The organism is Amycolatopsis tucumanensis (assembly GCF_021654135.1).
Classification (GTDB): Bacteria; Actinomycetota; Actinomycetes; order Mycobacteriales; family Pseudonocardiaceae; genus Amycolatopsis_E; species Amycolatopsis_E tucumanensis.
In genome coordinates, this window is sequence record NZ_JAKGSD010000020.1 from 73,985 (window position 1) to 87,989 (window position 14,005).

A 14,005-nucleotide genomic window follows, 5' to 3' on the forward strand; every position below is an offset into this window, starting at 1 on the left:
CACGGTGGGCGCTCGCAGCGCATGTCCGGTCAGCGAGCCCCGCCTGGCGCGCCGGGCGGGGAACTCGCGTTCGTGAATGGAGAGTTCGCGCCGCTGGGTGTGGGATCCGCGCGTGGAGGGCGCTCGCAGCGCATGTCCGGTCAGCGAGCCCCGCCTGGCGCGCCGGGCGGGGAACTCGCGCTCGTGAATGGAGAGTTCGCGCCGCTGGGCGTGGGATCCGCGCGTGGAGGACGCTCACAGCGCACCTCCGATCAACGAACCCCGTCCGGCGGCCGTGCGGCACAGGTCGGCCCACACCTGCGGCATCGAGGCGTTCGGGCCGGCCACCACGACTCCCCAGCCCGCCGCGCGCAGCAGCGCCGCCGACTCCTCCGTCGCCGCCGCGCGGTGCTCGGGCGCGCTCACCCCGCCGGACCACGCCGGGGTGTCCAGCAGCACCGCCAGGCTCCGGATGCCGCGCGGCCGGAACCGCGCCAGCTCGGTCACCGCCTGGTTCGACACGGTCCCCAGGATCGCGATCAGCTCCTGCCCCTCGGCCGGGTCGTGGCCGGTCGTCAGGTCGCGCTGGTGCGCCGGTTGCAACGCGGCCAGCGCGTCGAGCAGGACGTTGTCGTAGCCCTCGCCGCCGTCGCCGGGCACGTCGGCCAGCGGTTTGCCGTGCTCGGTGACCAGGCGGACCCGGTGCCCGGCCCGCCGCACGTGCACGCACACGCTCGCGGCGAACGAGATCGCCCACTCCAGGCTCGCGGCCGGCCCGGTGCCGTGGTGCGCGGCGGCCCGGTGGTCCAGCAGGACGGTCGTCCCGCCGCGCCACGGCCGCTCCTCGACCCGCACCATGATCTCGTCGCGCCGCGCGGTGGAGCGCCAGTGCACCTTGCGCAGGTCGTCGCCCTGGCGGTACTGCCGCACCACCACGTCGGTCTCGCCCTGGCCTGCCCGCAACCGCACGCTGCCGTCGTCGCCCGCGCCGATCCCGGCGCCGCTGGGCAGCCCCCACAGGGACACCACCTTCGGCACCACGACCAGCCGCGAGTGCGCGATCAGCTCGCGGTCGAACTCGCACAGCCCGAACGGGTCGGTCAGCGTCGCGCGCAGCGGGCCGACCTGCTGGATGCCGCGCATCATCGGCTGGATCGGGTAGCGCAGCGCGATGACCCGCCCGTGCGGCAGGCGCTCCACGACGAACCGCGGCCGCGAACCCAGCGCGTAGGGCACCCCGTCCTCGAGCAGGACCTCACCGGCGGGCAGCTTGCCGTTGCGCCACAGCGCCAGCTCCACCTCGCCGGCCGAACCGGCCGACACCCGCTCGGGCAGCAGCTTGCGGGACGCGCCGATGCGCACCCGCGACGCCGCGATGAACAGCGCGACCAGCAGCGGCAGCGCCACCACGAACACGGCGACCCGCAGCAGATCGCGCTCGTTGAGCACCACCGCGCACACCGCGGCCGCCACGCCGGCGGCGAGCAGGCACCGCCCCCGCGTGGTCAGCCCGGACAGCGACCGGAACACGGCCGTCTACCGGCGGCCGGCGGTCTGCGGGTGACCGCCCTGGGGCACCGGCACCCGGTGCAGCACCGCGCGGACCACGTCGGTGGCGGAGCGGCGGGCCGCGTGCGCCTCGGTGGTCAGCACCAGCCGGTGCGCGAGCACCGGGACGGCGACCGCGTGCAGGTCGTCCGGGACGACGAAGTCGCGGCCGGACAACGCGGCCTGGGCACGCGCCGAGCGGACCAGCTGCAGCGTGGCCCGCGGCGACGCGCCGAGCCGGATCTCCGGCACCTGCCGGGTGGCGGCGACCAGGTCGACGGCGTACTTGCGCACGTCCGGCGCGATGTGCACCCCGCGGACCTGCTGGATGAGGCGGTGCAGGGTGGCCGCGTCGGACACCGGCTGCAGGTCGGCCAGCGGGTCGTGACCGGAGTGCTCGTCGACCATGGCCAGCTCGGCCTGCTGGTCGGGGTAGCCGATCGACACGCGCGCGGTGAACCGGTCGCGCTGCGCCTCGGGCAGGGCGTAGGTGCCCTCCATCTCGATCGGGTTCTGGGTGGCGATCACCATGAAGGGGTCGTCCAGGCGGTAGGTCGTGGTGTCGACCGTGACCTGCTTCTCCTCCATGCACTCCAGCAGCGCCGACTGGGTCTTCGGCGACGCGCGGTTGATCTCGTCGCCCACCACGATGTTGGCGAACACCGGGCCGGGCCGGAACTCGAAACCGCCGGTCTGCCGGTTGTAGATGGACACGCCGGTGACGTCGCTGGGCAGCAGGTCCGGCGTGAACTGGATGCGGCTGACCGTGCAGTCGATCGACCGGGCGAGCGCCTTCGCCAGCGAGGTCTTGCCGACGCCCGGCACGTCCTCGACCAGGAGGTGGCCCTCGGCCAGGAGCGTCACCAGCGCGACGCGCACCACCTCGGGCTTGCCGACGAGCACCCGCTCGACGTTGGCCGCGATGCGGCGCATGGTCTCGTGCAGCTCACCGTGCCCGTTGTGGCTGATGGGCAGGCCGTGCGCGGGGCTCGCGCCGCCGGCGTGGTACGGCGCTTGCCCGGGCGCCTGCTCGCCGGTGTACTCCCCGGGCGATGCAGGCTGTGTCCTCGACGTCACTCGACCTCCTGGTGCCGAAGCCCTTTTTCAAAACCGGAACACGGGTGCGGCCCGCCTGAACCGCGCCGCGGCGCGGAAGGATCTCACAGCCGGGGACGGAGGTGACGCCCGCGGTCGCCCGCCCCGGCACCCAGCCTGGCATCCAGTGTGTCAAACCCCGGCCAAGTCGGTCCAAGAACCCTGAATTCGATTCGGGCGCTATGCTGCGTTCCGGAACCGGTCGGCTACCGAGAGGTGCGAACAGAACCGATGACCGACACGCGCGGCGGCCTGAACGTGAACGCGGGGGCGTTCGCGGTCTCGCCCGAGCTGGCGGCCGGGGCCTACCAGCAGATCAGCCAGCTGCAGGACGTCGTCGGCGAAATGGTGCGTGAGGCCAGGGTGCTGGGCCGCACCGTGCCGCTGGGCGGCGGGTACGCCGGCGAGGTCGGCGAGTTCATGGCCCGCTACGGGCTGGGCGGTCCCGGTTCGGCCGCCGACTCGCTGATCCGGTTCGGCCAGGAGCTGGAGACGCTCAAGACGAACATCCGCCGCGCGCTGCAGCGGTACTCCGACAGCGACGACGACGCCGCCGAGGGCGTCGACTGCAGCGGTGGCTGAGCGGATGCGCGGTGTGGTGGTCGCGCTCGCCGGGGCCGGGCTGCTGCTCGCCGCGTGCGGGCAGCCGGCTTCGCAGCCCGCGGCGCCGCCGCCGCCGACGTCCGCGCCCTCGTCGTCCAGCATCCCGCCGTCGCCGCCGGGGCTGGCCGGGCTGAAGCCGTGCGAGCTGCTGACCGCGACTGACCGCTCCACCGCCGGGCTGACGTCGCTGGGCACGGAGAAGACGATCGGCGCCGACCGGGCCTGCGACTGGACCGAGCCCGGCACGTTCGGCGTCACCGTCACGCTCGCCGAGAACGCCCCGCTGAACTCGCTGGAGATCGACAAGGGCACCGGCAAGCGCGTGACCGTCGGCGCGCACAAGGGTTTCCGGGTGTCCGACCGGCGCGCCGGGGACGGCACCTGCGCGGTCCTGCTCGGCGTCGGCCAGGAGGCCAGCGTGCAGGTGGACGTGACCAACACGGGCTTCGAGGACACGCCGCTCGCGTGCGAGCGGGCCGACACCGTGGCCCGGCTGATCGAGCCGAAACTGCCCTGAGGGAGCCAGCGTGAACCAGGTGCCCGAGCCGACGCGGCGGTACGAGTCCTACAGCCACGAGGCGATGGCGGCCGAGGTCGCCGACGGCAACGACCCCGCCACGGCAGGCCGGATCGGCGAGCAGTGGGCGGGCCTGGCCGCGCGGCTGCGTGAGTCGGCGCAGGCGCTGGGCGCGATCTCGGCGCGGGCGGGCGAGGCGTTCGACGGGCCCGCCGGGGAGGCGCTGCGCAAGACCCTGGCCAAGGCCGAGAGCTGGTCCGGGCACGCGACCGAGCTGTCGCTGAGCTTGTCCGACGCGGTCGGGCGCCAGGCCGGGATAGCGGCGCGGGCGCGGGACGAGATGCCGCCGCCGGTGCCCTACGACCCGGCGGCGATGATCCGGGAGGCCGCGGCGAGCGGGAGTTTCGCGGCGCTGGCCGGGCTGTCGGACGCGATGGAGCAGCGGCGGGCGGCTGCCGAGGAGGCCCGCCAGAAGGCGATCGACGTGCTCAACGCCCGCGACGCCGCGCTGCGCGAGTCGGTGCCGGGTCGCTTCTTCGACGAGCCGCCGGAGCTGGGGGAGCGGTGATCCGGGTCTCGGCGTCCGCGTTCGACATCCTGTGGCACGACCTCGGGCACGACCGGGTGCCGTCGCCGCTGGAGGTCCGCAGCGTCGGCGTGACCGGGGCCGAGCGCGCCGAGATCCGCCGCGCGGTGCACGCGAACCTGGCCGAGCGGGGCTTGTTCGACGGCGGCCGGCTGGACTCCGCGCTGGAGTCGCGGCTGGCGACGCTGGCGACCGCGGAGGTCTACGTCGAGTGCGAGTCGCTGCCCGAGCTGGACGCGGAGACGCCGTTCCGGGCGGTGGCCGCGGCCGGCGGCAGACGGGGCGTGCTGGCGGCGCAGCCGAGCCGGACGATCGGGCTGTCCGGGATCCGCGACACGGAGATCTTCACGGCGGTCGTCGACCTGCTGCCCCCGCTGGAGCCCGGGCCCGGCTACGGGGTCAGCCTGCCCGCCGACGCCCTCGCCGGCGACGGCGGTTCGCGTGCCGCCGCGCGCCAGCTGGAGGAGGCGCGGGCGATCCAGTCCCGGCCGGTGCTCGGGGCGGGCCAGTTCACGGTGCGCGTGCGCGAGGGTGGACGGCCGCGGCGGGTCGGCGGGGTGAGCTGGTTCCGCACCGATCAGGGCGCGTACCTGGGCACGGTGGAACCGGGGCGCGGGGGAGCGCCGTGGGTGAACGTGGTGCCTGCCGACTCGGCCCGGCTCGCCGCGCGGCTGGCCGACCTGGTCGGCTGAGACCGGTCCGGGCGAAGGTCACGCAACCGGCCGCTCAACCCACGCAACTGCCGCGCACCTCGCGCGCCGAACTCGTGCCGCCGAGTGTCGGAGTCTCGGGGCTCTCCCGAGTCCCACCCTCACGTGCGTGAGTTCTTCGGCCCCCACTTCCCACCACCACGGCCCCCACTTCCTCCCACCACCCGCCCCACCGGCCCCCACCACGGCGCGAAAACGCCCGCAACCGGACCCGTGAGCTAACCGGCCCGGGGGAGGGGCGCCGTCGCCCCCCACCTTCTCCCCACTTCGCCCCCCACGCCTTGACCTGCGAAAACACCGAAACGTTCGCCCGGTCGGGCATCTCCGTGGCGTTGACTGTGGGGAAAAGTGGGGTACGGTGGTGCCCAGTGGGGCGGAAGGGAGGCCCCAGGGGCCGCATCCGGTGGAGCACCGGGAGCGGTGGGGAGGTGAGTGCCGGTGTTCCTCGGCACCCACACCCCCAAGCTGGACGACAAGGGGCGGCTCACGCTGCCCGCGAAGTTCCGCGACGCGCTGGCAGGTGGGCTGATGGTCACCAAGGGGCAAGATCACTGCCTCTTCGTCTTCCCGCGCGCGGAGTTCGAGCAGCTGGCCCGCAAGGTCGCGGAGGCGCCCTTCACCAACGAGGCGGTGCGGGCCTACCAGCGGTACCTGTTCGCGGGCACCGACGAGCAACGTCCGGACGGCCAGGGGCGCATCGCGATCGCGCCCGAGCTGCGGCGCTACGCCGGGCTCAACAAGGAGTGCGTGGTCATCGGGGCGATCACGCGCTTGGAGATCTGGGACGCCCAGCGCTGGGAGTCCTACCTGGAGGAACACGAGGACAGCTACGCGCAGGCCCAGGAAGAGGTCCTGCCGGGGGTCTTCTAGTGACCCGCGCCGTCGGGGGGCGCGGGTGGCGAAACGCAAGTGGGGGCGGGATCCGGCGACGGATGTCGTGAGGCCTCTGTCCGCTCAGCGGCCCTGGTGCACCTTCCCCGGCACCAGGTCCGCAGCGGGCGGGCGGGGACCTGACGGCATCCGGACGACGGTGTAAGGGGGTGGGAGAAGTGGCAGCCGAGGCCGCGCACGTGCCGGTCATGACCGGGCGCGTGCTGGAGCTGTTCGCTCCCGCGCTGGAAGGCCGCCCGGCCGTGGTGGTCGACGCGACCACCGGGCTCGGCGGGCACTCCGAGGCGCTGCTCACCGCCTTCCCGCAGCTGAAGCTCATCGGCCTGGACCGCGATCCGCACGCGCTGGAACGCTCCGGCGCGCGGCTGGCGAAGTTCGGCGACCGGGTCGAGCTGGTGCACGCGGTCTACGACACCCTGCCGGACGTCCTCGCCCGGCTGGGACTGTCCCGTGTGGACGGCGTGATGTTCGACCTCGGCGTGTCCTCCATGCAGCTGGACTCCGAGGAGCGCGGGTTCGCCTACGCCCGCGACGCCCCGCTGGACATGCGGATGGACCCCACGACCGGGCAGACCGCGGCGGATGTGCTCAACACCTACGAGCCCGGCGAGCTGGTCCGGATCCTGCGCGAGTACGGCGAGGAGCGGTTCGCCCAGCGCATCGTCAAGGCGATCGTCGCGGAGCGGGCGCGGCGGCCGTTCGACCGCAGCGAGCGGCTGGTGCGGCTGCTCTACGACGCGGTGCCCGCGGCGAGCCGCCGCACCGGCGGCCACCCGGCCAAGCGCACGTTCCAGGCGCTGCGCATCGAGGTCAACGGCGAGCTGGAGGTGCTGCGGCGGGCGATCCCCGCGGCGCTGTCCGCGCTGGCGGTCGGCGGCCGGATCGTCGTGGAGTCCTACCACTCGCTGGAGGACCGCATCGTCAAGCAGGCCTTCGCGGAGCTGGCGAAGTCGCGGACCCCGCCGGGCCTGCCCGTCGAACTCCCCGGCCACGGGCCGGAACTGAAGCTGATCACGCGCGGCGCCGAGAAGGCGAGCGAGGAAGAGATCGAACAGAACCCGAGGGCGGCGTCCGTGCGGCTGCGGGTGGCGGAACGGATCAAGGAGGCGGACGCATGACAGCGCCTACGCGGACACGCAGGCAGGCCGGTGCCGAGCCGCGACGGCGCCCGCGCCGTTCGGACACCCCCGCCGAGGAGGGCCTGGGCACACCGGTACCGGCCAAGCGCCGCCCCCGGCGGCAGCCTGCCAAGCAGACTCAGCGCACCACCGCCGCCGAGCGCGCCTACGCCCGGCGGGCGCAGCGCGCCGAGGGCCTCAAGCGCACCACGCCCGAGCCGGAGCGCGAGAAGACCCGGCTGAAGCTGCGGCTGCCTCGGTCGCGCGCCACGTTCGTGCTGCTGGTGATGGTGCTGCTCGCCGCCGGTGTGGTGGTCACGCTGCTGCTGTCCACGCAGGCGATCGCCGACTCCTACCGCCTCGAGCAGCTGCGCGACGACAACGCCGCGCTGGCCGAGCGGGTCGAGCAGCTGCAGCAGGACGTCAGCGGCGCGGAGTCGCCGTCGTCGCTGGCCGAGCGGGCCAAGGCGCTGGGCATGGTCCCCGCGAAGGACCCGGCGCACCTGGTGGTGAACCCGGACGGGTCGGTGACCGTGGTCGGCGAGCCGAAGAAGGCCGAGGGCGCCCCGGTCACCCAGCAGCAGACCGCGCCGGTGGTGCCGCAGGGCACCCCGGTCGGCGGCCGCCCGATCGAGGGTGACGTGCCGCAGGGCGACAGCCAGGTCGTCCAGCCGCAGGACCAGGCGCAGGTGCCGCCTGCCGGCGGGCAGACGCAGGCGCCGGGACAGCAGACCACGGGAGGGCAGTGATGGCTCGGCCGGGACGCCGCAGCTACGGCGCCCGCATGCGCCAGGTGGCCGGCCAGCCCAACGCCGCCACCGGCAAGGGGCGCTACGTCGGCGTGCGCATCGCGCTCGTCGCCGTGCTCGTCCTGGCAGGTCTCAAGCTCGTGCAGGTGCAGGGCTTCCAGGCCGCGGCCCTGTCGGCGAAGGCGGAGAGCCAGCGCAGCACCACCATCCCGATCCCGGCCAAGCGCGGGTCCATTGTGGACCGCAACAACGTCAAGCTCGCGTTCACCGTGGAAACCCGCGCGTTGTCGGTGAACCTGCGCGCCATGCGCAAGGCGTGGGACGAGGTCGCCGCGAAGAACCCGGCGGGGGGCCAGAACTACGAGACGCGCGCGGCGGACGCGGCGAAGTTCATCGCCGCCAAGCTGCCCGGCCGGGTCACCGAGGCCGAGCTGCTCGCCGACTTCCGCAAGACCACGTCGTTCACCTACCTGGTCGACGGGGTCGAGCCGTCGATCGCCGAGGAGATCACCAAGGCCTTCCCGGAGATCGGCGCCGAGGTGCGCGCCGCCCGCGAGTACCCGGGCGACACGCTGGCCTCGAACGTCGTCGGGCTGGCGAACTGGCGGATGGACGACCCCGACGTGTCCAAGCACAGCCTGCAGGGCCTGGCGGGGCTGGAGTACACGCTCAACTCCGACCTCGCCGGGCAGCCCGGCCGCTACGTCGCGGACACCAAGCAGGGCAACGACAACGTCATCATCCCGGGCACCGAGCGGGACGTGCAGCCGGCGACCCCGGGCAACGACGTGGTGCTCACGCTCGACTCGGACACGCAGTACTTCCTGCAGAACGCGCTGGCCGACTACGTGCGGCAGTCGCACGCCAAGGGCGCCAGCGCGGTCGTGATGGACGCGAAGACCGGCGAGATCTACGCGATCGCCGACGACGCGACGTTCGACCCGTACGACAACAAGACCTACACACAATCGCTGATGGACCTGCAGGCGGTGTCCACGCCGTTCGAGCCGGGCTCGGTGAACAAGATCGTGACCGCCACCGCGGCGATCGACCAGGGCCTGGTGACGCCCGAGTCGGTGCTGCAGGTGCCCGGCTCGCTGAAGGTCGCCGACCACACGGTCCACGACGCGTGGGTGCACGGGACGCAGAACTTCTCGGTCACCGGCATCTTCGCCAAGTCCTCGAACGTCGGGACGCTGCTGCTGGCCCAGCAGCTCGGCCCGGACAAGTACCTGGACTACCTCAAGCGCTTCGGCATCGGGCAGAGCGCGGGCCTGGGCCTGTCCGGGGAGAGCCGCGGGTTCGTGCCGCCGCGCAACACCTGGACCGGCACCACGTTCGGCAACCTGCCGATCGGGCAGGGCCTGTCGATGACCGTGGTGCAGATGACGGCGATGTACCAGGCGATCGCGAACAACGGCCTGCGGGTGCAGCCGAGCATCGTCAAGGAGGAGATCCGCCCGGACGGCACGGTGGTGCCGAAGGCCGCGCCGGAGACGACGCAGGTGGTCAGCCCGGAGACCGCGACGACGGTGCGGAACATGATGCGCGCGGTCACCCAGACCGGGAAGAACGGCAACAGCGGGACGGCCCCGACGGCGGCGCTGGAGGGCTACCAGATCTCCGGCAAGACCGGCACCGGCCAGCAGGTCAACCCGGCGACCGGGGCGTACAGCGACACGCTCTACAACATCACCTTCGCGGGGATCCTGCCCGCCGACAACCCGCGGTTCGTGGTCGGCATCCGCCTGGACGCGCCGGACACCACGCTGCCCGCGGGCCACTCGGCGGCGCCCCTGTTCCACGACATCGCCTCGTACCTGACGCAGCGGTTCCAGATCCCGCTGTCCGAGGGCGCGGCTCCGTACGTGCCGCTCGTGCTGCCCTGAGGTTCGCCCATCAGCGGCGGAGCCGCCCCAGCACCAGCCTCGCCCGGCGAGGCGTCGCGGGGATTGCCGTCGCTGTCCAATCGAGACACAAGCGCTAGGAGTACCGGCTCGCGGACGGGGAAAACCACCTCGGTAACCTTCCGTGCTGTGTCGGTGGAAGCGTCTGGAAGCAGCACCATGTCGCAGGAAGCGAAGGGGCGGGTACCGGACAGCCCGGTGAAGGCGGCGGTGGCGCCGCCACGGCCGACCCGCATCGAGCCGGTCCCGCTCACCACGCTCGTCGCGCGCGCGGACGCGCGCCTGGTCGGCGAGCCGCACTGGCCGGGCGACACGGTCGTCACGGGGGCCACCCTGCGGGCCCAGCACGTCCTGCCCGGCGACCTGTTCGCCGCGCTGCCGGGCGCGCGGGCGCACGGGGCGGACTTCGCCGCGGAGGCCATCGCGGCCGGGGCGGCGGCGGTGCTCACCGACGAGGCGGGCGCGGATCGGCCGGCGCTGCGCGAGGCGGGCGTCCCGGTGCTGGTGCACCCGGACCCGCGCGGGGTGCTCGGCTCGATGGCCGCCTGGATCTACGGCGAGCCGTCGCTGGAGCTCGCCGTCCTCGGCATCACCGGCACGTCGGGCAAGACCACCACGACCTACCTGGTCGAGTCGGGCCTGCGCGCCGCCGGGCACGTGACCGGCCTGATCGGCACCATCGAGACCCGCATCGCCGGGGAGCGGCTGGCCAGCGCGTTCACCACGCCCGAGGCGCCGGACCTGCAGGCGCTGCTCGCCGTCATGGTCGAGCAGGGCGTCACGCACGTGCCGATGGAGGTGTCCAGCCACGCGCTCGCGCTGGGCCGCGTCAACGGCACCCGCTTCGCGGTCGGCGCGTTCACCAACCTCTCCCAGGACCACCTGGACTTCCACCGCGACATGGAGGAGTACTTCGCCGCCAAGTCGCTGCTGTTCGACGGCCGCTCCACCACCGAGGTGGTGTGCATCGACACCGCGTGGGGCCAGGCGCTGGTCACGCCGCACACGATCACCGTGACCACCGAGCCGGGCGTGGACGCCAGCTGGACCGCCACGGACTTCGCCACCACCCCGACCGGTGAGCAGAGCTTCACGCTGCACTCGCCGGCCGGCCGCACCGCACGCGCCACGTTGCCGCTGCCCGGCACGTTCAACATCGCCAACGCGCTGCTGGCCGCGGCGATCCTGGAGACCTGCGGCGTCACGCTGGAGGAGACGGTCACCGGCCTGGCGCACGTGGAGGTCCCCGGCCGGATGGAGCGGGTGTACCTGGGCCAGGACTTCACCGCCGTCGTCGACTACGCGCACAAGCCGGCCGCGGTGGCGCAGGCGCTGGACGCCCTGCGCGCCCGCACCGAGGGCCGGATCATCACCGTCCTCGGCTGCGGCGGCGACCGGGACACCGCGAAGCGCCCGATGATGGGCGAGGCCGCGGCCAAGCGCAGCGAGGTCCTCATCGTCACCGACGACAACCCGCGGTCGGAGGACCCGGCCGCGATCCGCGCCGCGATGCTGACCGGGGCCCGCGCGGCCGGTCACGACGCGGGCGAGGTGCTGGAGATCGGCGACCGGCGCGAGGCGATCGTCAAGGCCGTCGAGCTCGCCGGGCCCGGGGACGTCGTGCTGATCGCGGGGAAGGGCCACGAGACCGGCCAGGAGGCCGCGGGCGTCGTGCACCCCTTCTCCGACCGCGACGAGCTGGCGGCGGCGATCCGGCGCCGGCTCGAAGAGAACCAGGAGACCCGTTGATCCCGCTGACCCTGGAGCAGATCGCCGCCGTCACCGGCGGGCGGCTGCACCGCACCGACGGACGCGAGACGGTCACCGGCAGCGTCGAGTTCGACTCGCGCCGCCTCACCCCGGGCGGGCTGTTCGTGGCCCTGCCCGGCGAGAAGGTCGACGGGCACGCCTTCGCCGCCAAGGCGGTGGAGAGCGGCGCCGCCGGCGTGCTGGCCGCGCGCGAGGTCGACGCCCCCGCGGTGATCGTGCCGCCGCTGCCGCCCGGCCAGGCGCACGAGCGCGCGCTCGCGCTGACCGGCGACAAGGACGGCTCCGGCGCCGCCGTGCTGGCCGCGCTGGCCAAGCTGGCCCGGCACGTGGTGATCGAGCTGTCCCGCGGCGGGCTCACCGTCGTCGGGGTCACCGGCTCCTCGGGCAAGACTTCCACCAAGGACCTCATCGCGCAGCTGCTCGAGCCGATGGGCGAGACCGTCGCGCCGCCCGGGTCGTTCAACAACGAGCTGGGCCACCCGTGGACCGCCCTGCGCGCCGACGAGCGCACCCGCCACCTGGTGCTGGAGATGTCCGCCCGTGGCCCCGGCCACATCGCGCACCTCGCCGAGATCGCCCCGCCGCGCATCGGCGCCGTGCTCAACGTGGGCAGCGCCCACGTCGGCGAGTTCGGCTCGCGCGAGGCCATCGCCAAGACCAAGGGCGAACTGGTCGAGGCGCTGCCGTCGGCGGACGAGGGCGGCATCGCGGTCCTCAACCTGGACGATCCGCTGGTCTCGGCGATGGCGAGCCGCACGACGGCCCGCGTCGTCGGCGTGGGCGAGCACCCGGACGCGCAGGTGCGCGCCGAGGACATCACCCTCGACGAGCAGGCCCGCGCCTCCTTCCGGCTCATCACCCCGGCCGGGGAGGCGCCGGTGACGCTGTCGCTGTACGGCGAGCACCACGTCGGCAACGCGCTCACGGCCGCCGCGATCGCGCTGGAACTGGGCGCCACCGTGGAAGAGGTCGCGCAGCGCCTGTCGGCAGCCCAGCGCCGCTCCGCGCGCCGCATGGAGGTCACCACCAGGGCCGACGGCGTCGTGGTCATGAACGACTCCTACAACGCCAACCCCGAGTCGATGCGCGCCGCGCTCAAGACGCTGGCCTCGGCCAGCCGCGGCAGGCGGTCTTGGGCGGTCCTCGGTGTGATGGGCGAACTCGGTGCCGATAGCGTGTCCGCGCACGACGAGATCGGCCGCCTCGCGGTCCGGCTCAACATCAGCAGGCTCGTGGTGGTCGGAGACGAGGCCGCCGCGATGCACCAGGGCGCCAGCCACGAGGGTTCGTGGGGTGAGGAGTCCGTGCTGGTGCCCGACGCCGCCGCCGCGATCGACCTCCTGCGCGAGCAGCTGGAACCCGGTGACGTCGTGCTCGTGAAGGCTTCGAAGGTCGCCGAGCTCTGGCTCGTCGCTGACGCACTGCTCAAGGAAGGTGTTGCGTGATCAGCATTCTGATCGCGGCCGCGATCGGTCTCCTGGTCTCCATCCTGCTCACGCCCTACCTCATCCGGGTCTTCTCCCGGCAGGGCTTCGGCCAGGAGATCCGCGAGGAGGGCCCGCAGGGCCACAAGTCCAAGCGCGGCACGCCCACGATGGGCGGGGTCGCGATCATCATCGCGATGGTGGTCGGCTACTTCGCCGCGCACCTGATGAACTGGATCGGCTCCGGCAGCTCCGCGAACGACGGCCCGTCCGCGTCCGGCCTGCTGGTGCTGTTCCTCGCGGTCGGCCTCGGCGTGGTGGGGTTCCTCGACGACTTCATCAAGATCCGCAAGCAACGCAACCTGGGGCTGAACAAGACCGCGAAGCTGGTCGGCCAGCTCGTGGTCGCGGTCGCCTTCGGCATCCTGGCGCTGCAGTTCGCCGACCGCTACGGCCTCACCCCGGCCTCGCGGAACCTCAGCTACGTGCGTGACCTCGCGCTGATCACCTTCCCCGCGGTGATCTTCGTGATCTTCTGCTACGTGGTCATCTCCGGCTGGTCGAACGCGGTGAACTTCACCGACGGCCTGGACGGGCTGGCAGGCGGCACCTCGGCGATGGTGCTGGCCACCTACGTGGTGATCGCGTTCTGGCAGGCCCGCCTGTCCTGCGTGGTGACCCCGCAGGCCGCCTGCTACGACGTGCGCGACCCGCTGGACCTCGCCGTCGTCGCGGCCGCCGCGGCCGGCGCGTGCGTCGGGTTCCTCTGGTGGAACGCCGCGCCCGCCAAGATCTTCATGGGCGACACTGGTTCGCTGGCGCTGGGCGGCCTGGTCGCCGGCCTGTCCATCACCACCCGCACCGAGCTGCTCGCCATCGTCATCGGCGGCCTGTTCATGGTCGAGATGATCTCGGTGGTGCTGCAGATCGCGGTGTTCCGCACGACGCGCCGCCGCCTGTTCCGGATGGCCCCGTTCCACCACCACTTCGAGCTGGCCGGCTGGGCCGAAACCACGGTGATCATCCGGTTCTGGCTGCTCGCCGCCATCTGCTGCATGTTCGGCCTCGGCCTGTTCTACTCCGAACAGCTGGGCGCGGGAGGCTAGTC

The 14,005-nt window shown here is 73.2% G+C and carries 13 protein-coding genes; 11 read left to right on the top strand and 2 right to left on the bottom strand.

The genetic code is table 11. The annotated features are described in order from the left end of the window. Positions 1-234 precede the first annotated feature (234 nt). Entirely contained in the window at positions 235-1,509 is a 1,275-nt protein-coding gene (locus L2C96_RS20830; protein ID WP_237337416.1) for a DUF58 domain-containing protein, read from the bottom strand. 6 nt (positions 1,510-1,515) lie between these two features. Then, positions 1,516-2,604: an AAA family ATPase gene (locus L2C96_RS20835; RefSeq protein WP_020423130.1), complete on the bottom strand. Its 1,089-nt coding sequence runs from the start codon at positions 2,602-2,604 to the stop codon at positions 1,516-1,518. A 249-nt stretch (positions 2,605-2,853) separates the two neighbouring features. Here L2C96_RS20835 and L2C96_RS20840 point away from each other — a divergent pair, with 249 nt between their 5' ends. The 11 genes from L2C96_RS20840 to mraY all read left to right on the top strand — a co-directional run bounded on the left by L2C96_RS20840 (position 2,854) and on the right by mraY (position 14,003). Beyond that, positions 2,854-3,204 carry a hypothetical protein gene (locus L2C96_RS20840; RefSeq protein ID WP_020423131.1) on the top strand — a complete coding sequence of 117 codons (351 nt, stop codon included), beginning with the start codon at positions 2,854-2,856 and terminating at the stop codon, positions 3,202-3,204. Positions 3,205-3,208: 4 nt separating this feature from the next. Then, positions 3,209-3,742, top strand: a complete 534-nt coding sequence (locus tag L2C96_RS20845; RefSeq protein WP_237337452.1) for a DUF3558 family protein — start codon at positions 3,209-3,211, stop codon at positions 3,740-3,742. A 10-nt stretch (positions 3,743-3,752) separates the two neighbouring features. Beyond that, positions 3,753-4,310 (top strand): PE-PGRS family protein, encoded by a 558-nt coding sequence (locus L2C96_RS20850; protein WP_237337417.1) that lies wholly within the window; start codon positions 3,753-3,755, stop codon positions 4,308-4,310. Next, the gene (locus tag L2C96_RS20855; RefSeq protein WP_237337418.1) at positions 4,307-5,020 is read left to right on the top strand and encodes an ESX secretion-associated protein EspG; all 714 of its coding nucleotides are present in this window, start codon (positions 4,307-4,309) and stop codon (positions 5,018-5,020) included. The genes L2C96_RS20850 and L2C96_RS20855 overlap by 4 nt, the downstream gene beginning before the upstream one ends. Positions 5,021-5,476: 456 nt before the next feature. Then, entirely contained in the window at positions 5,477-5,908 is a 432-nt protein-coding gene (gene mraZ, locus L2C96_RS20860; protein ID WP_026153053.1) for a division/cell wall cluster transcriptional repressor MraZ, read from the top strand. Positions 5,909-6,087: 179 nt separating this feature from the next. Continuing rightward, positions 6,088-7,047 carry a 16S rRNA (cytosine(1402)-N(4))-methyltransferase RsmH gene (gene rsmH / locus L2C96_RS20865; protein WP_237337453.1) on the top strand — a complete coding sequence of 320 codons (960 nt, stop codon included), beginning with the start codon at positions 6,088-6,090 and terminating at the stop codon, positions 7,045-7,047. Continuing rightward, positions 7,044-7,796: a cell division protein FtsL gene (gene ftsL, locus L2C96_RS20870; protein ID WP_237337419.1), complete on the top strand. Its 753-nt coding sequence runs from the start codon at positions 7,044-7,046 to the stop codon at positions 7,794-7,796. The genes rsmH and ftsL overlap by 4 nt, the downstream gene beginning before the upstream one ends. Then, entirely contained in the window at positions 7,796-9,685 is a 1,890-nt protein-coding gene (locus tag L2C96_RS20875) for a peptidoglycan D,D-transpeptidase FtsI family protein (RefSeq protein WP_372491244.1), read from the top strand. The genes ftsL and L2C96_RS20875 overlap by 1 nt, the downstream gene beginning before the upstream one ends. A gap of 177 nt (positions 9,686-9,862) precedes the next feature. Continuing rightward, positions 9,863-11,452 carry a UDP-N-acetylmuramoyl-L-alanyl-D-glutamate--2,6-diaminopimelate ligase gene (locus tag L2C96_RS20880; RefSeq protein ID WP_237337420.1) on the top strand — a complete coding sequence of 530 codons (1,590 nt, stop codon included), beginning with the start codon at positions 9,863-9,865 and terminating at the stop codon, positions 11,450-11,452. Continuing rightward, complete coding sequence (locus tag L2C96_RS20885; protein ID WP_020423141.1) at positions 11,449-12,918, top strand: UDP-N-acetylmuramoyl-tripeptide--D-alanyl-D-alanine ligase; 1,470 nt, start codon at positions 11,449-11,451, stop codon at positions 12,916-12,918. Before L2C96_RS20880 ends, L2C96_RS20885 begins: the two co-directional genes overlap by 4 nt. Beyond that, positions 12,915-14,003, top strand: coding sequence for a phospho-N-acetylmuramoyl-pentapeptide-transferase (mraY, locus tag L2C96_RS20890; RefSeq protein WP_017981836.1), 1,089 nt, complete (start codon positions 12,915-12,917; stop codon positions 14,001-14,003). The genes L2C96_RS20885 and mraY overlap by 4 nt, the downstream gene beginning before the upstream one ends. The last annotated feature ends 2 nt before the right edge of the window (positions 14,004-14,005 follow it).